The sequence below is a fragment of the Pseudomonas sp. SD17-1 genome (assembly GCF_029201585.1).
In the GTDB taxonomy this organism is placed as follows: Bacteria; Pseudomonadota; Gammaproteobacteria; order Pseudomonadales; family Pseudomonadaceae; genus Aquipseudomonas; species Aquipseudomonas palmensis.
The window spans coordinates 2,753,809-2,777,946 of the sequence record NZ_CP104044.1 but is presented as its reverse complement, the minus strand read 5'-3'; the positions used below and the strand labels follow the sequence as shown (position 1 = coordinate 2,777,946).

16 protein-coding genes are annotated in these 24,138 nt (G+C 57.0%); 11 read left to right on the top strand and 5 right to left on the bottom strand.

Annotation, left to right across the window (positions count from 1 at the left end; all coding sequences use genetic code 11):
- Positions 1-11: 11 nt before the first annotated feature.
- From tnpB to N0B28_RS12600, 3 genes are read right to left on the bottom strand one after another with little or no spacing between them, the layout of a single operon-like run.
- Positions 12-347: an IS66 family insertion sequence element accessory protein TnpB gene (gene tnpB / locus N0B28_RS12610; protein ID WP_169840082.1), complete on the bottom strand. Its 336-nt coding sequence runs from the start codon at positions 345-347 to the stop codon at positions 12-14.
- On the bottom strand, positions 344-661 hold the full coding sequence (locus N0B28_RS12605; protein WP_123449890.1) for a transposase: 318 nt from the start codon (positions 659-661) through the stop codon (positions 344-346). Before N0B28_RS12605 ends, tnpB begins: the two co-directional genes overlap by 4 nt.
- 59 nt (positions 662-720) lie before the next feature.
- On the bottom strand, positions 721-1,971 hold the full coding sequence (locus N0B28_RS12600; RefSeq protein WP_275731984.1) for a hypothetical protein: 1,251 nt from the start codon (positions 1,969-1,971) through the stop codon (positions 721-723).
- A gap of 594 nt (positions 1,972-2,565) precedes the next feature.
- Between N0B28_RS12600 and N0B28_RS12595 the strand changes: the two genes are divergently transcribed.
- Entirely contained in the window at positions 2,566-2,934 is a 369-nt protein-coding gene (locus N0B28_RS12595) for a histone-like nucleoid-structuring protein, MvaT/MvaU family (protein WP_152897793.1), read from the top strand.
- 407 nt (positions 2,935-3,341) lie between these two features.
- Here the strand turns inward: N0B28_RS12595 and N0B28_RS12590 are convergent, their stop codons facing one another.
- Complete coding sequence (locus N0B28_RS12590) at positions 3,342-5,075, bottom strand: RNA-directed DNA polymerase (RefSeq protein WP_275731983.1); 1,734 nt, start codon at positions 5,073-5,075, stop codon at positions 3,342-3,344.
- Positions 5,076-5,427: 352 nt separating this feature from the next.
- Here N0B28_RS12590 and N0B28_RS12585 point away from each other — a divergent pair, with 352 nt between their 5' ends.
- The 4 genes from N0B28_RS12585 (at position 5,428) to N0B28_RS12570 (ending at position 13,065) form a co-directional block, all read left to right on the top strand.
- Entirely contained in the window at positions 5,428-6,462 is a 1,035-nt protein-coding gene (locus N0B28_RS12585; protein ID WP_152897795.1) for a hypothetical protein, read from the top strand.
- Positions 6,450-9,590, top strand: a complete 3,141-nt coding sequence (locus tag N0B28_RS12580; protein ID WP_275731980.1) for a hypothetical protein — start codon at positions 6,450-6,452, stop codon at positions 9,588-9,590. Before N0B28_RS12585 ends, N0B28_RS12580 begins: the two co-directional genes overlap by 13 nt.
- Positions 9,568-11,934 (top strand): RNaseH domain-containing protein, encoded by a 2,367-nt coding sequence (locus N0B28_RS12575; RefSeq protein ID WP_275731979.1) that lies wholly within the window; start codon positions 9,568-9,570, stop codon positions 11,932-11,934. Before N0B28_RS12580 ends, N0B28_RS12575 begins: the two co-directional genes overlap by 23 nt.
- A gap of 729 nt (positions 11,935-12,663) precedes the next feature.
- A complete protein-coding gene (locus N0B28_RS12570) occupies positions 12,664-13,065 on the top strand; it encodes a helix-turn-helix transcriptional regulator (RefSeq protein WP_275731977.1) in 402 nt (133 codons plus the stop codon).
- Between the two features lie 22 nt (positions 13,066-13,087).
- Here N0B28_RS12570 and N0B28_RS12565 read toward each other — a convergent pair whose 3' ends face one another.
- Positions 13,088-13,429 (bottom strand): hypothetical protein, encoded by a 342-nt coding sequence (locus N0B28_RS12565; protein WP_153338028.1) that lies wholly within the window; start codon positions 13,427-13,429, stop codon positions 13,088-13,090.
- Between the two features lie 102 nt (positions 13,430-13,531).
- Between N0B28_RS12565 and N0B28_RS12560 the strand changes: the two genes are divergently transcribed.
- From N0B28_RS12560 to N0B28_RS12535, 6 genes are all read left to right on the top strand, one after another.
- A complete protein-coding gene (locus N0B28_RS12560) occupies positions 13,532-13,684 on the top strand; it encodes a hypothetical protein (protein ID WP_178118195.1) in 153 nt (50 codons plus the stop codon).
- A 332-nt stretch (positions 13,685-14,016) separates the two neighbouring features.
- Positions 14,017-16,437, top strand: coding sequence for a TerB N-terminal domain-containing protein (locus N0B28_RS12555; protein ID WP_275731975.1), 2,421 nt, complete (start codon positions 14,017-14,019; stop codon positions 16,435-16,437).
- Positions 16,434-17,729 carry an ATP-binding protein gene (locus N0B28_RS12550; protein WP_153338026.1) on the top strand — a complete coding sequence of 432 codons (1,296 nt, stop codon included), beginning with the start codon at positions 16,434-16,436 and terminating at the stop codon, positions 17,727-17,729. Before N0B28_RS12555 ends, N0B28_RS12550 begins: the two co-directional genes overlap by 4 nt.
- A gap of 43 nt (positions 17,730-17,772) precedes the next feature.
- A complete protein-coding gene (locus tag N0B28_RS12545; protein WP_275732053.1) occupies positions 17,773-19,956 on the top strand; it encodes a DEAD/DEAH box helicase in 2,184 nt (727 codons plus the stop codon).
- Between the two features lie 237 nt (positions 19,957-20,193).
- A complete protein-coding gene (locus N0B28_RS12540) occupies positions 20,194-20,517 on the top strand; it encodes a hypothetical protein (protein WP_116053973.1) in 324 nt (107 codons plus the stop codon).
- A gap of 72 nt (positions 20,518-20,589) precedes the next feature.
- The gene (locus N0B28_RS12535; RefSeq protein WP_275731972.1) at positions 20,590-24,117 is read left to right on the top strand and encodes a hypothetical protein; all 3,528 of its coding nucleotides are present in this window, start codon (positions 20,590-20,592) and stop codon (positions 24,115-24,117) included.
- Positions 24,118-24,138 lie beyond the last annotated feature (21 nt).

The window sequence follows — 24,138 nt, the reverse complement described above, 5'->3', positions numbered from 1 at the left end:
GAAAAGCAAGGCTAAATCACTGTGATTGCGCCGTTAGCGCCAACTCGCTGCCATGGCAAACCGAGCACCAGCGCTTGAAGTTGTTCAGCGTCGAGCCCGACTTCCAAGCCGCGATGAGTGCCAGGCCAGTGAAACTTGCCTTGGTTCAAACGCCTCGCGGCAAGCCAGATGCCCACGCCATCGTGCACCAGCACCTTCATCCGGTTGGCCCGGCGGTTGGCGAACAGATAAGCGCAGTGCGGCTTCGCCGCACCGAACACAGCGACCACGCGGGCCAACGCAGTTTCGGTGCCGGCGCGCATGTCCATGGGCTCGGTGGCTAGCCAGATGGCGTCGATGCGTATCATTGCGAGAGGCTGCGGATAAAACGTGCGCAGCCGTCCGGGTCGGAGATGGGCCATTTGACCGTGATGGATTTGTCGCCCAGCGGCAGTGCGATGACCACGGCTTCGTCAGCGTGCCGTTTAGGCATCGGTTGCAGCGGTACAAATGCGGGAAGTGGCGCGACGGGTTTATCACGGTAAATCGGCAGCCACTTGCGAATCACGTTGGCATTGATGCCGTGGCTGATCGCGACGCTGGAAACTGAGGCACCGGGTTTCAGGCATTCCTGCACGACCTGGGCCTTGAAGGGTTTGGGATAGGAGCTTCGTTGGCGCATGGAAATCCTGGTGATAAGGGTGATCGCGTCCGCTTAAAAATAGGCGGACACCATCGCCCTTAATTCCGGATTTCTGAAGGTGTGTTCGCTGGCCGCTTACAATGCATCTCTCGGAATAGCACCAAGATCATCCGCATAAAGGCTAAGAAGGAGAGCTCGACGCCCTCCTCACGCTTTAGTCCTTCTTTATTGGGGTAGCACGTGATGATTTGGGTGGTTTCGTCATATTCGAATGAGTAATGGGCGATTGCATTACGTACGCCGGCGTTCAATACGCTTGAATCGATCTTGTACCAGCAGTCGTCCAGGTACTTGAGCTTGTCTGAGAGGTTTTTGTCAGTGAATTTGGCAAGACTAGAGAGGGCGCCCCCGTCCTTCGCCAAAAACGCATTATGGCCACCTCGGTGCATCAGGTTATTGATACCGGCGACCAGTGAAAGCTGTCGACCAAACACCTCTGCCAGATCCTTATAGATGTCCTTACAGTTTTCAAAACCCAGACGTGAGATCTTTGCCGAGGTCTTAAGATGTTCCTGGCCCGTGCAAAAATCCAGAAAAATGGCTGGACGGATGTATAGCTCAAGCTCGAAGATTTTGCCGTACAGACCCAAGCAATCTTTTTGCAGGTTGTACAGGAACCTCGAGTCGCAAATTTCGCGGTGAAAACTTGTGTAAGCGGCCCAATCCTTCTGAGCAAGCCCCATGATGATCTCGGGATAGCCCCGCACGACTTGGAGCACCGTATCGTCCTCCAGAAAAGCTGCCGTTACCGTGGATAACACTTTGTAGAGGAGTACGTTCAGGTCTTCCGGCCTGAGAGACGGACTGTGTTCTCCTCCGAGGAACTCGGATGCCCTGCGACGGAACAAGTCCTTGTTGGCCCGCGGATACAGTTTCAGCAGCTGTTTCACCTCCTCGAAGCGCTTGCCATAGTGATTGAGGACATCCAGACGGTCTCTAAATAGCGCGCCTGCATGAGCACCGCTTGTCATGAGTTTGTCCCGATCCACCATTCCCATGGCTGTCATGAATGGCGTGTTGCCTGCCACATATTCTTTGCTCCAGACTGGAAAATCCAAATGCAAATCCTGAAAGAGGTAGCCGCCTGCAAAGGCTTTCTCGCGATCCAGCGGCCCTTCTGTAGCATTAGTCAGCTCAATTGGATGACCTCCTCCCAAGACAATGCTGATGTCACTGCTACAGCTTGGGCAGAGAAACGAAAGTGGTTGCACGTCTCGGTTCGACATACCTATGCGACAGTGAACTTCTACTCCACAGGTGGCACACAGAAGTAGCATATTGTGGTTCATTCGTTGTCCGTTCCTTGGTGGGAGGGTCATAAAGTGAGCCGCGAACGGTAGCCGTTTTCGGGCTGTCCCTCCAGCGGATAGCATCCGTGGTCAGTAGCCATTGAGGTGGAGCGAACCGCGACGCTTTACGCCACGAGGTTCCTCTTTCTGAGCGGATATCCGGGTTACCTGAGGTCGACGTAATAGAGCGACGTTGTGACGAGCGTTCTGAGTAGGGCAATCGAGGCGACACGTGCCCTTCCCCACCATGACGAAGCCTTGACCGTATACCGATTTCAGCGGCACCGTCCGCTCCAGCTACTTAGGTATCATCGAGGCTTCGAAGGCGCATGGTCTCTTTTCCCTTCTCCATTTTGTCTACCAGTTGTAGTGGAAGTGTTCGCTGATGCTTCGCTGCTATCGTTGCCTGGCATCGAATCCATTCGTCCTCCTCGCGCTGGCGGTATTTGCCATGCCGGGATGGTATGCAACCGTTCTCCACAGTTTAGCGCTTGGCGTCGTTGCTCTATCGGCCTAAAGCTCCAGCTTGAATCGGCACATTGAAGGCATTTGACCCAGCGCCTATACTCGATGCACTACATACAGGAGTGTCAAATGTCTAGGCTCGCAGAATTCCGTGCCCTTGAGCAACAATTAGCTGCTCAGCTCGCCGAACTTGAGTCCCTCAAAAACGATGATGGCTTGAAGCGCGAAATCGAGTTTGAAAAAAAGCTCCGCGACCTTCTTTCTGAGTACGGATACAGCTTGCGTAATATTGTGGCCATCCTTGACCCACAATCTGCTACTAGACGCGCACCAGCCGTAGTCGCTGAAAAAAGTAGTCGCAAGCCCCGCCAGACTAAGGTTTACAAGAATCCCCATTCAGGTGAGCTCGTGGAAACGAAAGGAGGCAACCACAAAACCCTGAAGGAGTGGAAAAGCCAGTACGGTGCTGACGAAGTCGAAAGCTGGTTAGATAAGTAACTCTTTAGGGACAAAATAAGGGGCCTCGTGAGACCCCTTTTTTATTTACTCCAAAGCAGTGGATGCCTCTCTAGACGACCCTACAACCCCTGCATACTGCGCGTTCAAGATCACGACGTCAGATTACCGACCCAAACCCAAGAGCGTAGATCGCTGGATGGAGAAACGCAGCCCGCATGGTGGGTTCGTTTCCCACGTGACAAGGCATCTGGCTGGTCGACTACCGCATTCGTAGAGCGTGGAGTGGTGTACGTTATGGCTAGTAGCCGCAATTCGGGAGGCACTGACCTTTTCTTGGGTCGCGGATGGAGAGTGAACGCAGTGCGACAGCACAGTGGCCCTCTTTGAGTGAGAGGGCGACCCAGCGACATTATCGTTGAGCCCACCTACCCTCCGCCAGTTATGCCCTACTCGTCCCTCAACCACACTGCGTCCAGATCGACGTCGTCACCAGCGAAATGGCCTGGGACAGCGACTGGCTGCGCTGCTCCTGGCTCGCCGTCATCCTCATCTTCGCCCTGGTCGGTGGAGTCAAAGTACTCTTCATCCATATCATCGAAGTCAAAGTCATTTTCGATTTCATCGTCGGAGTCGAAATCGATGTCCATAGGCGCTGACTGCTTAAGCTGGAAGATGGGGGGAAGCTGAGCCGCCTCACTATAAAAGCCTACGCCAGCCTCCAGGAGCGCGGCGAAGCAAGCATCTCCCTGGATGAAGTCAAGGTTCTCGTTGGCAAGCCAGCGACGACGCCCCCCTTCATAAGCCAACATCCAATTGTTGCCCACAAGCGCCTGACGCGTCGCCAAAGGCCCAAGGTCGGTAAGGTTGAGATCACCGTTCACAAAGCCTGAATGTTTGAGATCCAAAGCTATAAGTGAGCAAACCGAGCTCTCCATGTGCAGCACTTGCTGCACCAACGCGGCGTCTAGGTGAATCTCAAGCTCCTTACATAGCCATAACAACCAGGCCGTTTCACTGTGATGGTTCGCGGCCGATGCTGAGCCCAGGAGGTTGTTGCAAAAGTCGCCCAATGCCTCCCTGTTCAATTGATACTGGTGGCGATGGTAGGTCACAAGGATCTGGGTGATCACCTGGAGCGTGTTGGGAAATCCATAACCGCATTTGAGAAGGTATGCTTCCGCGATGGGCCAATTGGATTTTTTGATGATGGTGGACGAAAGCTGCTTCAGGCCATATTTCACCAAGCTTTCATCCTTGAACCGCGCCTCCAGCGAGAACAGCACTTCAAAATAGTGGTGGATGTCGTCTTTTTGCTGGCGCCGCTTTGCTGAGACTCTTAGCTTCTTGAGGGCGTATTTCCAAGACTCCTGAACGAGCTCGCGTACCTCGACAATCTTAGTTTTCGATGCATTGATCTGCAGCTCAAACGCGCTTACGCACTTGATGATGACAGCCAGCGCGCGTTCGGCCTCTTCTCGCGTGTTGAAGAAAAAGGTGAAGTCATCAACATAGCGGAAACCTTTGGGCCAACCATCCAGGGCAATTCGAATGGAGTCGTCAATCGCGACGCCGATCATCTCTGCAATGATGTGCGAAGTATCCGGGCCAATGGGCAACCCTATGGTCTGTCCATCCTGCGTGCCCATGCAGCGTTGGTCTAGGATGTTGCCAAAAAAATCGGGGACTCTGTCCCGTCTCGCCTTGGCTACAGCTTTTGAATGCAACGCCCACGGGATGGTATGAGTGTAGATGGTGGGAAAATAGCTCGAAATATCGGTGACCAGCGCGTAGCGCGCGCCTGCCGAGCGGCGCACACGCTCCTCGTACAAGTCGGTGAATTTCGTCAGTTCAATCGCTCTCAGCGATCCTCCTTCTCCAGGGATGCTTCGAGAGATCTCGCTCTTGTTGAAATGTTCTTGGATTTGGGGCCAGTACTGGCAGATGTCTTTGGCCAGGCCATAAAAATTGACGGGATTGGGTATTGAGGTAGTCCGTCTGCTATATGACGACCTCGCCACCGAAAATCGTTCGGACTGGGAGAGTATGCGCCTTCTCCCGTCCAGGGCTTCATCCCAGTTCGCTTCGACTGCCCCTATGTGTTCTGCCAATTGCTTGGTGCTGAATCCAACCGGGAGTTGGATAGGAAAATACCCTCTGGAAAGCAAGTCCTGAAGTTGCATGGCTGTCCCTGGCGCTCGGGTAGTGAGTGAAAGCCCTAGTAGTGCTGACACATCTACGATCATGATTTGATAGCTATATGCCACGAAAATCTGACCAAGGCTACTCGCTGCAATGCCTTACCTTCGTGCGTCCTGCCATTTATCGGAACACGGCTCTACGTAAACGAAGGCGAAACAATGCAGCAAGCAGGTCGTATGGGCATTCCACCGGAGCGCCGGCGCCAGCGAGCACAGCGCGATCCACCGGTTGGCTTGCGATAATTGATATATTGAACCAGCCTGCTTGATCCGGTGGTAAGACTTGCAGAGCACGATGCTCCGCAGAGACATGCTTCCAATATAGGGGGGGCTTATGGACTCAGTGGATAGCGACGCCCAGCGCTTGCTCGGGCTGATCGTGAGGGCAGCGCAGCTTGATGCCCGCGAGTGTGCCGAACGGCACGACCTCTTGCGCCAAGCCAGCGCCCTACTTTGGTGGCTGGAGCCTGGTTCCCCTCCCCGCACGATCGCAAATCTGCTCTCCTGCCTCAGCCTGCCGCTTGAGCAATGGCTGGACAGTCGTCTTAGGCAAGGCTACGAGGGCGCTCTGCAGTTTGCTGATGAACCCACTATGCTGTGCAGCGCGATCGCGCTGGAGACAAACCCTCGCTTGGGCTGGGAGCGTGTCCAGCAAATCGTGAAAAAAGTTCGCGACCTCTGCCGGACGCGACCCCATGGCGATGATGAATACCGGCTGTTCCGGATGTTTTTGATCGAGCATGGAGTCGTAGACGCTGACAGTAGCCTGGACTTCTTGATTCCGCTTCAAGTCAGCTTCAACTCGCTGTACGAGCCGATTCCTCAGCATCTAATCCGCTCGGGTTATATCTACCTATGTCCGGGTTGTGGGTGGCCGATGGAGATTCACCACCGGGCAGTGTCCTGCGGCGCGCAGTGGTGTGAACAAACCGTCGGGATTTTCCAGTGGATGGGTGACGAGCTGGTGAGTGTCAGAACCTCTAAGCTCATCCACCCCGTCACTGCTAAGAACAAGTACCGGCTAGTCCCCGCATTATGGGCATTTACCTTGATTCCGGGACTGCTGGAGATGCGCCTGCGCGATGGTATTGCTCGGCTAGGGATTACTGCAGAGCTGTGGCCTGACGTCGACCAGGCTGACCTGAGCTTCACGGCCAATGATCGAACCTATTCGCTGGATGCCAAGGTTTGGAATTCGCCTCGAAATCTGGGACTTCACCTGGTTGATACCCCATCCACTGGGGCTATCTACATCATTCCGGACTACCAACGGCAGCACGTCGATTCGTTAAGTGAGCAGTGCAGCCCTAAGCAGATCAAGTCTGAATCTCAGTGCCTGCGGTGGGTGAAAGAGCTATGTCAACGTTAACTGAAAATGCAACCGCCCTAGCGCTTGGGCTGGCCATCAAGCACATCAGCAAGGAGCCGACCCTCGCTGACGCTGAAGTCTTTCTGGTAGGACGCCCTCATCTGTGGATCGGCTGGGAAAGCGCTTCTGAGGTGGCGCGCGAGCAAATAATTACGCTCATCAAGTACCGCCCTGTCGACCTGAACCAGACCGGGCGATTTCTTGATGAGGCGCGGAGGATTATTTTCGGTGCTGGTTCGCCGTTTCGGGCAGCGGGTGCTGATCTCTTAGTTAGCCAAGAAGCCCCGCCCCCCCTGACCGAAACCGACGTTTACTGCTTCCAGGAAGGCTTTGACCTGGACGGCCTAATCGAGGAGAAACTCTGCGCTATCAAGGTGGAGCCAACTGCCGCGTCATCTACGAAATGGCCCGTGGACGGACAGATTATTCTTCGAGAAACGCAGTCCGATGGGTATCGCACGTTTGTCATTCCCGAAGCCCAGCGCTCTCGACTGGCGCTAAATGACACCCCTCTTCCCCTGGTTGAAGCCGCGGACGTGCCGAAGTTTGCTTGGGAGAAGGCTTCGCTGCATGAGTTGGCCAGCGCGCTCGATCAAGCGGGACGTGACCCCATCAACCATCTGCATCAGAGCCATCGAAGCTCCTTGAACTCAATCGTACGAAATGAAGGGCGCGTAGAGGCAAATGCGGGAAATTTCTATCGGGTCAATGCGCCGACAGGAACAGGGAAAACTGTTGTCATGGGGTTGATGGGCATCCACTCCGCCTTGCAAGGGCATCGGGTCGTTATTGCGGTTCCCAACCTGACTGACGTGCGCAATATGGTTGAGACCCTGAAACGTTCGGTGCGTGTCGTAGCTCCCCACCTGAAGATTGCCCCGCTGCACTCCCAGCGTCGGATTGCCAAAGCGGGAGATTTTTACCTGGCGCGTGGCCGAGAGGATCACCCCTACGACTACCGATGCCTACTCGATGCCTGCGCAACAGACGAGAGCGTGAGCCCACGGGATGAAGAGCCCTGCTTTAATCTGCAGATCCCGGGTGAGCGCCGAGGGCGTGAGACGTACAAGCGTATTCATAGCTGTCCGTTTTTGAACCAGTGTGGCAAGCGCACGTTGCTCGAACAGGCTTTGGCAGCGGACATCGTCGTCGTTAATCACCATGCTCTGATTTCCGGTACCACCCGTATCGCTCTCGGAGGTGGCGGTGGAGAGTCAAGAAGCCTCTTGGAGCTGCTTCTCAGGACGGCCTCACTGTTCATGGTCGATGAGATCGATGGGCTTCTACTGAGCGCCATCGACACGAGCGTGTTTGAGCTGCCGTTGAGCAACCACATCGAGCACAGCAGCCTGGCCGAGCTGCACATGGAGATCTTCGGGCGAGACAGCATTCCAGATGTCGATGCCCCGACCCTGTATCGTGCGCAGCGGGGCTGCAACGCGGTAATCCTCCATACGACACGGCTGCTCCAGTTGGCGTTGAAACACCTGAAATGGCCAGATCGCGAAACCGTGTGGGAGCGAGCGGAAGATCAGATGATCGCGGATTACCTGGGCGTCGACCCTTCGGTGCTCGATGGTGTCTGCGGCTACGGCGATCAGAGCATTCCTCCCCACCTGGCGCCGCTGCAGGAACTTCTGCAAGCCTTCTCACACAATGACGCGTTGCCGAGCCCAATGGAGGTGATCGTCAACATTGGGGATCTGCTTCGCAACTTGGCGGCACGTAAACAGCTAGGGAGGAAGCTGAACGACGATAAACTCGAAAAGCTCAAGTCGTCATTGGTTATCAGGACGGGTTTGCACTTTATTGAGACCAGCCTTCGTACCCTCTATTCAGATGTCCCCATGCTCGCGCGTGCGAAGGTGGCCGCGGCGTTGAGGGTGCAGCAGGATCTTTCGGGCTCGGCGCCCTTCAGCCCGACGCCACTTGGGCCGCTGCAACGCGTTGTCTACGGTTTCAAGCGTAAGTTGGAGGGGCGGGACACCTGGTCGCTTCAGGTCGTGGCTATGTCCGGGGATCCGCATCGGACACTTCAGTATCTGCCGAACCTGACGTCCAAGATCCACGCAGGTGTGAATCGCACGTTCATTGGCTTCAGTGCCACCGCGTTCTTCCCTGGCGCCAGCTGCTTCGATTTGAACGCGAAGACGCTAATCGACGTGCCGGACGCCAAGGGGAATATCCGTTTTGAAAATGTGAATGTCTCCGTGCATGTGTCAGGCTCCCCGCTGGATTCTCGCCTGCTCAACGTAAGGGATCTGGGCTATGAGCTCTGGCCGTGGCTCACCAGCCACTTGGCGGCCCTGGAGCAAGACGCCAACACCTGCCATAGAGCACGATTGCTATTAGTCACAGGGAGTGACGCCGAGGCAGAACAGCTCGCATCAACCCTCCATGAAATTTCTGCAGGGCAGCGCAAGGTCGCATGGATTAGGGGCGGCAAGAAAGCCGATCGACAGGAGCGCTTACCGCTCGCGAACCGGCTCACCTACGACGATCTCGTCGAATTCGCCGACGGCCCCAATGCAGATGTGCAACTCATGGTCAGCTCGATCTATCCGATGGCGCGGGGTCACAACATCGTGACCGCCGACGGCAAGTCGGCATTGGGGGGCGTGGTGGTTTGTGTGCGACCGTTGCCTTCCTCAGACCAGCCCGGCAACAACCTAGCGCACCTTTGCTACAGCGTTGGCGAAGGTGTGATGGCGTCAGCCAATCCAGGCCTTGCGCTGCTGGCAGAGCGTGCCATGGCAAACCGCATTCTCAACGGTATCCGGCTGGCACCGCCCTACTTTTACAGCCAACCCAAAGCTATCCGGTTCTTCACCATCATGAACGTCCTGGTCACGCTTACCCAGCTGGTTGGGCGAGCCAGGCGTGGAGGCACTCCCGTTACCTGCTACCTGGCCGACGCGGCGTTCTTCGACAGTCGCTACACTTGGGCGATGCTGTTGGAACGCACCATTTATAAGCTCAAGCAGGATGGCCACTGGAGTGAATTTTCCACGCACCACGCGGGGCTGGTGGAAGCTATGACGCTGTACATCGAGACGTCGGGCCCGCAATCGCCTGCAGGCCCCCAAGAGACTGAGGGGCTACCTGATGACGATTTCCCTGAGGACTAACCTATTCCGGTTTGACCCGGACGAGCTTCCTCCCATCACGCAGTACCATGCTTCGCGGGAATTCGTGAATGCGTGGGCGCTACTCACCGACCACTTCGGCAAGCCATATCTGCCCACCGATTCACTTGAAGAGATCCTCAGCTACTTGTCAGGCGGCCCGGTCTGGGTCAACGCGCAACTGCTCAAAAGCAATGACGCGCCAGCCATCGCGTCCCTGAAGGCGCTCGACTCCGGCAAACTGAACCGGGCAATCAACGTATGGGCTCAGCACATCCTGCGCAACGCACCGCCTGGCCAACAGGATTTCGTTCATGCGCTGGTACCCGATCACGCCATGCCGCTTCGTGCGTCCGACATCATGCGCGACCCACGACAGTCGAACTTGGCCTACAAAGTCGTCCCCTGGATGATTGCCCATCAGTTATCGACCAAGCCGATGGACTCTTCTGTCCCGTTGAACCTCACGGTCTGCAGCGACGGTTCATTGGTCGCCTGGGATAGCCCGTTGCTCTACGCCCGAGGCGATCGCAAGGCCGTGGCCATGCACTCGATTTCGACGAACCTCTTGTTGTTGCACAAGGTGCCGAGTCAGTACGCATCCGTGACGGTTCATTTGAGCCACATTCTGCCTGAGTGGCGCCATACCACACACTCGACTTGGCTCAAGACTGACCACGGGATTTCCAAGTTTCAGATCCACACGATACGTATTGGCGAGGGTCAATATCAGACGGTCTACTCAAGCCCCGCCGCGGAACTCATCCAGCACATGGGGGAAGGTAGCCTGCCGGCATTGGGTGGCAATGAAGTCTCTCTAGCGGGGCCCCTCAGACCTATTCACACCCACACGCCGATTGGCTCACCCATTGGCAGTGGCGTCGGAACGGTTATCCTCGACCAAGCAAGCTTCCATGTCCAGAAAACTGTAGCCTCCGCCAAGCCCATGCTGACCCGCTATGTCGGTCGGCTCATCGCCCTGCGAGACAGCGACTCCCATGCTCCAACTCGGCCTATCCGCATCGCGGTGGTAACTGCGCATACAGACATCATGATGCGCATTAACACGGCGTACACCAATTTGGAAGCAGTCTCCCACGTATTCAGGGACAAGCCTAAGCCTCAAGTCCTGCTCCAGCAGATCCAGTGCAAGGACGCGCAGCGCGTACTGACCACCAAGACGAGTTCAGCCGACATCCAAAGCTGGTTTACCCATGAATTGCTGCCGCGGCTGAGCACCTGGGCGCCGGATGCTGCGATCATCGAGACCACTCCCGATGTGGCCACGAAGGACGATAGCGATCCGAAGCATGTCCTGCGAGCGCTCTGCGCTAAACATGGCATCTCCACGCAGTTCATCTTCCACCTCCCGCCGCAAGCGGAAGGGGCTGTCACCTCCAGAGGTATGGCCGCTGGGCTCAAAAGCCGATTGCGTAAAGCCAAGGCGAACGCTGAGGAGTCCGACGAGCCAGAAGATTACCCAGGCATCAACAGCGTGATCGATGCCATCCGCGGTACCGGCTATGTGCCGATCCCCCTGGAGCGCACAGCAGGCATCCCGGCCGAAACGACCGTGGTTTCGATCTATGTCGATTACCTCAGCAAGCTGAGTGTGTACTTGCCCGTCATCACACGCGCTGTGGTCAACACGCGCGAGATGCAGGTCTACGTGGATGGGGCCGGCGGTCAACCGGGCCAGTGGAGAAGTTACAGCGAAGGCCTCTGCGCCATTCATGCGAGCCCGAAACTGCTGGATGGAGAGGCAGCGAAGCTGCTGATCAGACAGCCACTCCTGGCGCCTACCACGGTGGCCGACAGCCCGCTGATTGTCTATATCAACGCCAGCGCCAAGCGCCTGTATCCTGGCATGAATGATGGCGCGGGCCATGGCTTGCCACCCGTGCCAAAGAACGCCTGGTTGATCCGCACGCGGTCTGATCATCAAGCGGCTCAGATGACCGGTGTCCATTCCCTTTCGCCTCTGGTGCCCATGTTCATAGGCAATCGCATTGGTGTACACCAAGCTGAGCACCAAGAACGGGTGTATTACTTCACGTCCTATTCCAAGACCTTTAACAAAGTGCGCTCTCACCGCAAGCACACCCGCTACGACGTCACGCAGTCACAGCTCAAGGATTCGTGGCTGCAGCTCGGGGTGACCGAGTTTGTGATGATCCAGGAAGGCGATTTTGCAAACAAAGATCAGCTGGCGCTGCAGGCCGGATACTGGTGCAAGAATGCGCCGTCGTGGGACGGGTTCCTGCGGCTTCCCTCCCCGCTTCATGCAGCTCGGCAGATCGCGGAGGATCATCCGGTCGCCGAAAAACTAAGGAAAGGCCGGTTTTGAAGGCGCCGCTTTGATTGACTGTGTTGAGACTTGGTCTTAGCTATCTTGGCTAACCAAAACGCCCTCGTCGTCAAACTCCTCCGACCGCACGCTCGGCAAGTCCTCTAAGCCCATGCGAACTACCAGCTACCTTGGCCAACCTACACTTTCATCGGCGTTGCGTGCCGACTCGCAGCGACATCCCCAACGAAACTACGTGAGAATATTTTTTCAAAATTGGGGATGGTTGTTTGTATTCAAAGCATAAGCGCAGCCAAAGGCTGCGAAGAAGACGATTTCCCCTCAGCCCCTGCGGGGCAATGCAGATGCGAGCCTGGCAACAGAGACCAAATCTGGAAACCGTCAAAAGCAAAAACCGAACCGGCAAAACCGTGTGTGAACCTTGCAGATCACCTGCGACTGCACACCACTCGCTTTTTTCTTGTCCTCAAATATAGAACTCCGTCTCGCGAAAAAAATTTCAAGGGTGCATGCAGGAAAATACTTTAAATACAGAGAAAGTCACTGATTATATGAGGTTAATCAGTGAAAACAACTAGATCACGGTGAGCGATGGGCACGGGCAGTCCGCGCCGGGAAAGCTGCAGGCCTATCCCGATGCTGGCCTGAAAAGGTTCTTCGTTAAGACTGGCGGGAAGGTCTCTGTGGTACTGTCAGATGCTCTACGTCGGGTACTTCCGCTGAAAATGGTTGCGGGCTTTTCTCGCCTGACATTGGCCAGGAGCATCTATGTCGCTGAAAGCAGCTTTCGCCACTGTACTGAAAACCATGCGCATTAGCCGCGGGTTGACGCATAAGGATATGGCAGTAGCGAGCAGCCGTGGCTACATGCTGAAGCTGGAACACGGCCGATCAAGCCCTACGGTAGAGAAGCTGACTGCGATAGGTGATGCGATGGGGCTCAGCCCTTTGACGCTTTTCACACTGACGTTGAGTGTGGAGAGCGGTCAACCGATTGATACCCTGGTACAGCGGTTGAAAGCTGACGTTGCAGATCTGCAGGCCAATGGCGCGCTCAGCGGCCTAGTAGTCTCATCAGCGACTCCTATCTGCATAACAAAGCCCTCGTCGGCACGCCGGCACAAGGCTATTTACCCGTCATCTCAAGCTGAACTGTGCTTTGCCGAGTAGCAGAGGTTGAGATCGCCGAGTGTCAGAGTCCAAGGTCAATCGAAAACAGGATATCCCTTAGCTCAACTGGAACGGCCTCCTCTTCTACAAGGCGTTTTAGCACCTGATAAATCAGATGTGACCGTAACTGTTCCCGGACAGGGATGTAGCTGCTGTCGGTGCGCGGCAAATCCGCGCTGGGCAGGACGCGCTCAAGCACTGCAAACGCTACGGCGCCAACGTCTTGCTTGTAGATGCGAGTGAAACTGTCCAGGCCCGGTTTACGGCGGTAGCTGGCGACTGCATCACCCACTATCGCCATGAGAGAATCACGATAGTGCTCAGCGGCGTACAACCACACCTGCGCTTCCTGCTCAACCTTCAATGCCCTGTCCTCCTCGCTTCCAATCGGCGCGCAATATTCGACCAAAGCGTGCTTGAGCGCCAGGGGGCGGGCTGCAGTTCAACCATCTAGGGATTTTCGAACATGCACATTCAACTTGATCTGAACCGTAACGACCGCGACGCACTGCTACGACACTGCCAAGAGTTTGTTCCTGAAAGCGGAGATGCCCGTGAAGACGCCCGCCTGGCTGAAGCTTTGGAGGCGCTAATCGCTGCGTTGGAAGAGGCTATTTGAAGTGCAGGAGAGATGTTGTCGAAAGCTGCCTCAATAGACCAGTTGAGGCGCCTAAGGTGCAAAGGAGTACATGTGTACTCTTGGGTTTTCTCACCCATCGCGAGACGCTACCAAGATTATGGTCTCACTGAGAATCAGGCGTATGAAGAGCAGCGCCACGATCCATTCACCTCCGCAACACAGCCCTGACATAGCCTTGTAAGCAGATGGCTTTGTTGGGGATCCGTTTAAGTAATCTCGCCCCAGCGCTCCCTTCGTCTGTTCCGCTTGGCCCGCCTCGTGAAATCCGTAAGAATGTCATCTGGCCATTACCAACTGTACGGAATACTCATATGCCACGGAAGCGCAAAGGGAGCGGCGGCGGGCCGATCGCTCTGTACGCCTTGTTATTCGTTGTTGCCCTTGTGGCGCAAGTTCCAAAGCAAGCGTGGATCACCCTTGGAGTTATCTTGGGCGTAAGTGCGTTGGTATGGGCCGTCAGACGCGCCACCCAGGCAAAGCGTTACGCGCCTGAAGATGACATTGTTGCGGAGATCGCCGCTGAATCTCGACAGGCAACCTCCCCCAGTCTCACCGTCCAGTTTGGCACCAGTACCCGCGAGCGAGACTTCCATACTGTCCAAGTCGGTTCGTCCAGCGATAGTCAGAACTACGCCATCCCAAAGCCAAGTGCAAAGCCCATGGGCGTTCGCTGGCTTGCAGAAGGTGAGTCCATCACCGTGGCCGGATTGGCTATCCCGGGTGGAATGCTCTACATCACCGAGCGGGCAACCCAGTTCGGTCAGACTGAACCGTCCCTGATTGATGCAACGCTTCGAGTCGCACGCTCACCCATGAGCCTTACAGAGCGGCAGATGCCTTATTGGCCAAGTTACCGAAGCATCACGCCTGAGGCGCGGCGAGCGTATCTGCAATGGTTGGCAAGAGGTCGCCGCCAGCCTGCGGATGCGGGATACGTATTCCTGTTTTTTTACGGGCTTGAACGCCGCGCGCTGATCGATGCACCGAGCGATCCTCAGGCGAAGGCAGAGATCCCTGCCATCAAGGCCGAGGTCGAACGCTTGCTTGGTCTCTACGGGGACAACCATTCTTTCCGCGGCTACGCTACCCGCTTTCTCGCCCATATCGACGCGGGTTCTGTTCAACCTCAAAGCTATATGAGTGAACCCACCGCCAGTGCCGCAGATGGGTACGAGCTGCCCATGTCACTGAGAGTCGCGCTCGGTCAGATGGCCGTGGATAAATACCCTCTCAATCCGAGCTGGGCATTGGCCTGGGCGCTCGCAGAGCCCAACATTTCCAGGCGTACACCTGTGACCCGTTGTCCTGAGCAATTCGCAGCACTCTTCAAAAACGAATTCGCAAAACGTTATCCCAACGGCATTGTGCTGCCTCAGAACAAGACCAAGCTGAAGATTGCCTATCGCCCTGCTTCTTCCGGATTGAACATCCCGGCAGCAGCCGTGGGCGACCTCCCGGATGTCGCCGCAACCTCAGGAACGCGTAACAAGCTGCAGGTTATAGTGGAGGATTGCACCACCGTTCTAGACGCTTACAGTCGGTATCTGGGGCGTAACCCAGACGCTGGAGATAGCCTGGAAGCCATCCTGCAGTTGCCAACAGAGCTCTGGCCTGCTGAAGCGAAAGCAGAGCTCGAACAGTTGGAACAACGCGTCGGCGGCGAAACCATCTGCATGAGTTTCGCTGAGCTGGCAGGTCGTTTCAAATCCGCCGGCGCGCTTTCCCGCGACAAAGTCGTGGCACTCGCCCGGGCTTTGGAAAGCAAGCGGATCGGATTAGAGCCCGATGTGCTTTCTGGCAGCCGTACGCCCAAGGCAGAAGACACTATCGCGTTGTTCGCAGCGGACTCTGATGAAGGCACTCTTCGTTCGACCGATGCTTACAGCGCTGCAGCAGTGACTTTAGACCTGGCCAGTGCAGTGGCTGCGGCAGACGGTGACACCTCGCTAGAAGAGGTGAGTCTGCTGTCCGGCCACATTGACTCATGGGATCACCTCTGCGTCGCGCATCGAAAACGCTTGAAGGCGCACCTCCAGATTCAACTGAAGCAACCGCCGACATTGGCAAGCCTCAAGAAGAAGCTTGAGCCGCTGACGATCGAGGCCAAGCGGAAAATTGCAAGCTTCCTGGCCCACCTGGCACAAGCGGATGGCGAGGTGACGCCACAGGAAGTTAAGCTCCTTGAGCGCGTATACAAGTCGCTCGCCCTCGATCCGCAGTTCGTCTACAGCGACCTCCACAGTGCAGCTGTTCGGCCCTCCCATGGAGTGGAGGCACTGACTGCGAATGCCGCGCTGGCCACTGCGACACAGACATCAGAAAGCACTGGCTCTGGCTTTGCACTGGACATGGACAAGGTCGCTCGCTTGCAACAAGAAACGGCGGAAGTGTCGGCGCTCCTGGCCAGCGTCTTCAATGAAGAATCGCTGACTGAGACGCCTAGCGCCCTGGAGCCCGAGGCGCCCCAACGGCAGGAAGAAAGTAGCGCCGAACAGCTTGCTACCGTACATGGCTTGGACGTCGAGCATTCAGCGTTCCTTCGACTTCTGGTGTCACGGTCTGAGTGGAGCCGTGCCGAGCTGGAAGACGCAGCCAGTGATATGGAACTGATGCTGGATGGCGCCTTGGAGCGGATCAACGACACAGCGTTTGAGCTGTTCGACATGTCCGTGACCGAAGGTGATGATCCCATCGAAATCAACCCCGACATTCTGGATGAGCTAGCCCTATGAGTAAGATACGAGCCAAGGATCGCGACGCGGTCATTCAATCGCTGCGTGCGGGCGTAGTGCCCCGTGTTGGGCAGCATCTCATCCAGGTAGGTCGAGCGGGTGAACTCGATTCGCTGCTCAAAGATGTGGATCGTCTTGCGGATGGCGGCTCGGCTTTTCGCGTCGTCGTTGGCGAGTACGGCGCGGGCAAAACCTTCTTCCTAAACCTGGTGCGCGGCATCGCCATGGAGCGCAAGCTTGTCACCATGCACGCCGATTTGAATCCAGACCGCCGCCTTCACGCTTCAGGTGGCCAAGCGCGCTCGCTTTACTCGGAGCTGGCTAAAAACATGGCCACCCGCACCAAGCCAGAAGGCGGCGCTCTGCAGGGTATCGTTGAGAAGTTCATCTCCCAGGCTAAGACGGAAGCCAAGACCAAAGGTGTCGAGAGTGAGGCGGTCATTCGTGAGTACCTGGCAGAGCTCACCGAGATGGTCAATGGGTATGATTTTGCCGACGTCATTGCCGCCTACTGCCGCGGCTTCGAGGAAGGTAACGAGCAGCTCAAGGCTGACGCCATTCGTTGGCTACGGGGGGAATTCTCCACCAAGACTGACGCCCGCGCTGCGCTGGGCGTGCGGACGATCGTCGATGATGTTTCTGTCTACGACCAGCTGAAATTGTTGTCACGATTCGTACGCCTGGCTGGTTTCGGCGGCTTGATGGTCTGCCTGGATGAACTGGTCAACCTGTACAAACTGGCAAACACCCAGGCCCGTAACGCCAATTACGAACAGATTCTGCGCATCCTCAACGATTCGTTGCAGGGTTCCGCTGAAGGCCTGGGTTTTGTATTGGGCGGCACACCAGAGTTTCTGATGGACACTCGTCGGGGGCTCTACAGCTACCCTGCCCTGCAATCCCGCCTCGCTGAAAACAGCTTTGCTAAGTCTGGCCTGGTCGACCTTTCTGGGCCTGTCATTCGACTCAGCAGCCTGACACCTGAAGACTTCTACGTGCTTCTGCAGAAGCTGCGTAGTGTCTACGCCTACGGTGAGCCTGAGAAGTTTTTGCTGCCAGATGAAGCCGTCCCCGCTTTCATGGCGCACTGCAACCAGCGCTTGGGCGAGGCATATTTCCGGACGCCGCGCACGACCATTACGGCTTTCATCAACTTGCTCGCGGTGATCGAGCAGAACCCTACCGCCGATTGGCGAACTTTGCTGGGCGCCGTGGAGCTGACCAAAGATGAGGCCGGGCAGCAAGATCTTGAAGTTGAGGCCGACGATGAGCTCGCCAGCTTCAAGCTCTGACTCTTCTTCGTTCGAGCGTTTACACCCGGAGGTTCAGCAATGGATCTGGTCACAGGGGTGGACGTCTCTGCGTGATGCGCAGGAGTGGGCGGTACCGGCATTGGTGGGCGCCGATCGCGATGTGATCATTGCAGCGTCCACTGCCGCAGGTAAAACAGAGGCCGCATTCCTGCCGATCCTGACCAACCTGCTCAACAACAGTGAGCCAGCCGGCGCGGTGCTGTATATCAGCCCGCTCAAGGCGTTGATCAACGATCAGTGGGACAGGCTTAGCCGGCTATGTGAGAGGCTCGAACTGCCCGTCGTTGCTTGGCATGGCGATGTGGCAGCAAGCAAGAAACAACGGTTTTTGAAAACGCCTGAGGGCATCTTGCTGATCACTCCGGAGTCCCTAGAAGCCCTGTTCGTAAACAGAGGCTCAGGCTTACCTGGGGCTTTTCAGAACCTTCGCTACATCGTCGTCGATGAGCTTCATGCCTTCATCGGAAGTGAGCGTGGAAAGCAGCTGCAATCGCTCATGCAACGGGTTGAAATCGTCGTGGGTAGAACGCTGCCCCGTGTAGGGCTTTCGGCGACACTTGGGGAGATGTCGCTGGCCCGCAAGTTCCTGAGGCCAGCGTGCCCGGATGGCATCACGGTTATTGAGTCAAAGTCCTCTGGCCAAGAGCTCCAGGTACAGGTGCGGGGCTACATTGAGCAGCCCATGCAACAGCTGGTGGTGGAACACCCGGGGAATGCGTCAACAGATGAAGGCGCAGAGAAGGAAGACACCTCAGGTACCAAAGTGGCTATCGCAGGTCACCTGTACAAGGTGCTGAGGGGGCATAACAACCTGATCTTCCCCAACAGGCGCCAAGAGGTTGAATGGTTTGCCGACCGTCTGCGCTCACTGTGCGAGAACGATGGTGTTCCGAACGAGTTCTGGCCGCATCACGGTAGCTTGTCCAAGGAGCTACGCCAGGATGCCGAGCGGGCGTTGAAAGCGGGAGATCCTCCAGCTTCTGCCGTATGCACTACCACCCTGGAACTGGGTATAGACATCGGTAGCATCAGGACGGTCGCACAGATCGGCTGTCCACCCTCTGTGGCAAGTCTAAGGCAAAGGCTTGGCCGCTCGGGTCGCCGCGCCGGTGAGCCTGCGATGCTCAGGACGTACTGCCGGGAGCGCCCTATAACAGATAAGTCGGATCTCTCCGATCAGTTACGTGAGGGCCTTGTCCAAACGGTCGCCATGATCAGATTGCTAATCAGTGGATGGTTTGAGCCGCCTCGATCGGGAGGCCTACACGCCTCGACGCTGGTGCAACAGTGTCTATCCTCAATTGCTCAGCTCGGCGGTGCTTCTGCGGCGCAATTATGGGGAAATCTCATCGCAAGCGGCAGTTTTGCGAGCGTCACCCAGCCTGATTTCCTGGCTTTGCTCAAGGGTATGGGTGAGAAGGAATTGATCGTCCAGGACAGCTCAGGACTTCTGCTACCAGGCGAACTCGGGGAGCGGTTGATCAACCACTATGAGTTCTACACCGCCTTCACAAGCGATGAAGAGTTTCGTTTGCTCCGGGATGGGAAGCCACTTGGCTCGCTGCCCGTCAGCAAACCCCTGACCAAGGGACAGCGCATCATCTTCGGCGGAAGGCGTTGGCAGGTTCAGGATGTCGACCTCGAAGCAAAGGTGATCGTGGTCACACCGGCGCGGGGCGGCGAGCCCCCTCAGTTTGATGGGCTTGGTGCCCAGGTCGATGATCGTGTCAGGCTTGAAATGCGAAACGTGTTGATGGAAACCACATCCTGCCCCTTCCTGGACAAACACGCTCAAGCGCTCCTAGACGAGGCTCGGAGTAACTTCCGCGCTCTCGGGTTGGGTGGCGCGGCGATTATTGGCTCTGCCAGCGTAAGCCATGTGGCAACCTGGCGAGGGGATTACACCAACGATGCGCTGGCCTTGTTGCTCAGGCATGTGGGCATTCAGTGTGAAAACACCGGGCTTTTCCTGGAAGTTGCATTCGGCGCGGAGGACACATTGCGAGCGTTGCGGATGGTCGCTCAAATGGACATCTCGAACGTAGAGCCGATCTTGGAAAATGTCGAAAACATGATCCGAGAGAAATGGGATTGGGCCCTTCCCCGCCCGCTCCTCATGAAGTCGTTCGCCTCAAGCCATCTTGATCTCCAAGCCGCGGTCACCACAGCTCGACTCCTTACACTGGAGTCGCCGAGAGAGGAATAGCGATTGCACCATGAATCGCCCCGGATTTTATAGACACCTTCTTTGCTTCGTGGCCGCCCCCGGTAGCCCACGAGCGAAGGAATGCCGCGCCCGCAACGCACCTGCAGCGAGGCAAAAAAAGATCGTGGCCATTTGCTATATCGTCGAGTGCCTACTACTTTTCCAAGCGCCACCGTCGCGTCACCAGGAAGGTGGCCACCTCCCCCCCCCCAGTCCATGCAGCAAGGAGCTCTCAGAATGGGTATCAGTGCCAAAGTAAATGCTGAGTTTTTGATCGACAACAAGACCTACAAAGCTTCGCTCAACATCCCCAACTCCGCACCGACTGCCGATAAGCCGTTCATCTTCACTGTCACCTCCAAAGGCGAAGCCGCAGACGCGGTACCGCAGACACTTCTCGAAGTCGCCGTCGGCGCCACCGACCAGGTATACGTTGCAGTTGCACCCCCCATGGACCTGATCTCCGACGCCATTGGTGGTGACGCCAAGGTCGTCCAGGCGCTCAACGTTGAAGTCTCCGAAGGCAAATACAAAGACGGGAAATTCGAAGTCAAGGCCTGACTCCTCCACGGTGGGGCATGTCACTATGCCCCACCGCATTGATGTACCTGCCTGCGGGAGGGCCCCTCGCCCATGGATATCCGCGTTACGGCGCACTTTGCCTGGTCGGAGATTTTTGGTCGCAAGATCGCCGCCCGAAGCAAGTGCCAGCTGGACCTGTCACGCCAGTACAGCCTGATCTATGCAGACCTGGGAACAGAGGATGCACAGGGGTGGAATGTTCTCGCTGAACTCAACAAAGCCTTCGATATCGAGCTTCCGGCCGAATATCTGAGGGTGATGGATGCCGGGTTCTTCACATTCAGTCATTTCGGCAACGGGGCGGTCCCCCCGAACACCTCTTTGGACAAGATTTTCCCGCAATCGCCGGTTCCACTCAGTGTCTCCAGGGCCACCGAGCCGATGACCAATACAGCGGGGTTTTGGCTGACGGTAAGCCTCGACGATATCAAGCTGTTCGGCAGCCTGATTGAAATAGGGTACGCCTCGCCCTCTGGCGACGGTGACAAACTTTCACTCTCCGCGGTGCTGGCTAGAGGGACTGTCGCCGGCAAGGCGGTGAGTGACGCGATCTACTTGGCCAGCTTGCCGAACATCCGCTTGTTCAAGCTGTTCGGCTTTGAAGAGGTCGAGGTTCGATATCGCTTCAAGGAAGCCAGACAGCTCAATGTCAAAGGCAAGCTGCGTGTGTCCCTTTTTGATGAGAAGCAGTATCTGTTCGAAGGGGTACTGAACTCGGACGAGGTCAACAGAACCTTCTCAGCCTGCTTGAAAAGTGCCGAACCCGATCAAAGCGTTACCAGGCTCTTCGGCGACCAGATGCGTGGCATTACCTTCCAGCGCCTGGTGTTCGGGATATTCGCTCGCTATGGCGACAACGATGATCAACGAACATTCCAGGTCCAGGGTACGGTCAGAGTCGGCTCAGCCCAGCTGACCGGGTACATCTACCTGCACAACGGCAAACCCCAGGTGGCCAGCATAAAAGTCGACAAGGCACTGTCGATCGGTGATGTGTTCAACCAATGCATCCCGGGGGCCCCGTGGCCGACCTCGCTCATCGACATCACCTTCAAGGCAGGCAGCGAGCTGTATTACCGCTCGGCCGCTGGAAGCCAACTCGCAAGACTGGAGACATTCTCATGCCCTGCCGAGGGGGACCTGCCCGATCGTCAACTTAGCGCCAGCATCGACTACCAGAATGGGTTCAACATAAGGGCGCTGTTCGACCTGACACTCGTCAAGACCCTGGAAGTGGTCGGCACGATCCAGATTGCCGAGGATGGCGTCACTGCCGATATCAGCCTGGGCAAGCCCATCGACCTCTTCATCGTGACCATCGCGGCATCACGCGCCTCACAGCCCATCGGCGGGCCTGCGTTCGAGCTGTCTACCGTCGAGAAGAAATCCTCTATGGGTTTCGTTGGCAGCCTATGGTTCATGCAGGAACAATTTGGCGTCGACGTCCGCGTGAAAGCCACCAGAAACGCGAAGGGAAACACCCAGGTCGACGGTACGCTCACGGCGCTATCGAACTACCCACCGTTCCTGCCCGCTGGCACATCCCTGGGGCTTCGGTACAGCAAGGACGGTGGCTTCCAGGTGACGAACTGGCCAAGTTTCGAGTATCTGACCAACGCCATCGATTTCATCAAGACACTGCAGAAACTCTCCGACCAGGGCAGCGCCGGGTGCGGCAAACTCGTCGGGTTCGCCTTCGAGAAGCTTCTACAGTCGAAATTCCGCGTGAATGTCTCGTTTGGTACCCAGGAAAATGATGAGGGGGTAACGCTGGTCCTCGATGGGTCCTATACGCTCTGCGTCGCGCAGACCTCCCTCACCGCGGTAGCGATTCCATTTCCAGGGTTGGTGTCGATCCCCCTACCCAACTCGATCAGCTTTTCCGAGTTGGGCAACTACATCGAACGTGCTCTGGCTGCAGCAGCTGAATCATTTGTCAAAGCCCTGGTGAAAAACCGAGAGGCCATTGCTGCCGTCATTGGTCTCACCGCGGGAAAAGCCGCGGCCTCCTATGCCGCTACTCTTGCCTGCCAGGCCTTGATCGACGGTGTAGCAGCAGATGCTGTTGTTGCGACAGCTGCAGAGACCCTTGCCGCAGCCACGGCCGCAGAGGCGGGGGCCGGCGCTGCTGGGGCCCTGGTCGCCGGGGCCGTAGTCGCGGTTGCAGATTTCTTTTCTGGCACAGGCACAGGGACTGGCACTGGCACTGGCACTGGCACTGGCGGCACAGGAACAGGAACAGGAACCGCGACACAGAGCCCGCCTGTTGATCCGCGAGTCACCATCACCAACCGTGTGGTCACTCTGACCTGGGGGGGTGGCCAGGGCAATGCGCGCTATCACGCGCAATTGCTCGACAGTGCCGCGACCATCCTGCTGAACAACCCGGACCTGGCGGGTGCGGCCCGGCAGACCCAGTTCGAGTTTGGCCCAGAGTGGCCTTCAGGCCCTTACACGGCCCAGGTCCAGGGTGTTCATGAACAATCGGCCACCCGCTGGGCGGCGGCTCCCTTCAACCGGCTGACAGCGCCGGCCCAACCCAGCGCTCAAGCAGACACCACGGTCCCGGCGCCAGCATATGGAGTGCAGCTGAGTTGGCCACCGATTGCCGGGGCCTCCTCGTACGAGCTCTCTACCCGCCTGCCCGGGAGTGCGACCGATAGGGTCCAGATCGAGCCCGGCGCAGATCAGTCGCTCCCACCTGCGACATACGCATTCATTTTCGAAGAGGCTTCCCCAGCGGGGGATTATCGCTTCAGCGTAACGGCCAAGGGTGGGCATGCATCCGTAGCGAGTCCAGACAGCGAGCCGCTGACGCTTGTACGTCCAGGCCAGCCCCAGGACTTCCAGGCCAGCAGTATCGGCAGCAATGTTGCGTTGCGCTGGCGTTCGGTTGCCGGTGCATTGCGCTACCAGGCATTGGCGCAGAAGAAAGGGGCTGCCCCTCTGGTTATTGAGCTGCATGCCCGGGAGGAAAGCGGCGTCGAGCATGCAGACTTCGCTCTACCCTGCCCTTCGCATTCGCCTTCCGTTTACCAGGTGCAGGTCTGGGCGCTGCCTGGCGCCGACCAGGTGAACTACGTAGCGGGCGTGCCGTCGGCCGTCGTCGAGGTGACGATTACGCCCTATGCAACCGCATCAGAAATGGCCACCGCGCTGCATGCCCTCACTATCGAGGGGAGCGCGTGCGGTACACAGTTGATAGCGGCATTCCCGAACCTGACACCGGACACTTTGGCCATCGCCATGGCGCAAGGCGGCTACCCGGCCATTGAGACCAGCAATGGCCTGCTTGCTGTGTGGCCTGATACCCCACCTCTTGAGCTGGCGACCGTACTTGCCCTGGCGTATCCCGATCCGTTGCAGTTTGCCGCCTCCCAGCGTGACCAGGGCGTGCCTGGAGAGCTGTGCGCAGTCAATCTGTTGAAGGCATTCCCACAGCTTGGCGTATCAGAGATGGCGCGCGCCATGGCAAAGGCAGGTTACCCCGCAACGGACACCGCGACAGGCCTCAAAGTGGCGTACCCCGCCATCTCGCCTGTGGAGCTATCAACTGCGCTGGTGCTCGCTTATCAGTGACGCCGCCATGCCGAGCAAGAA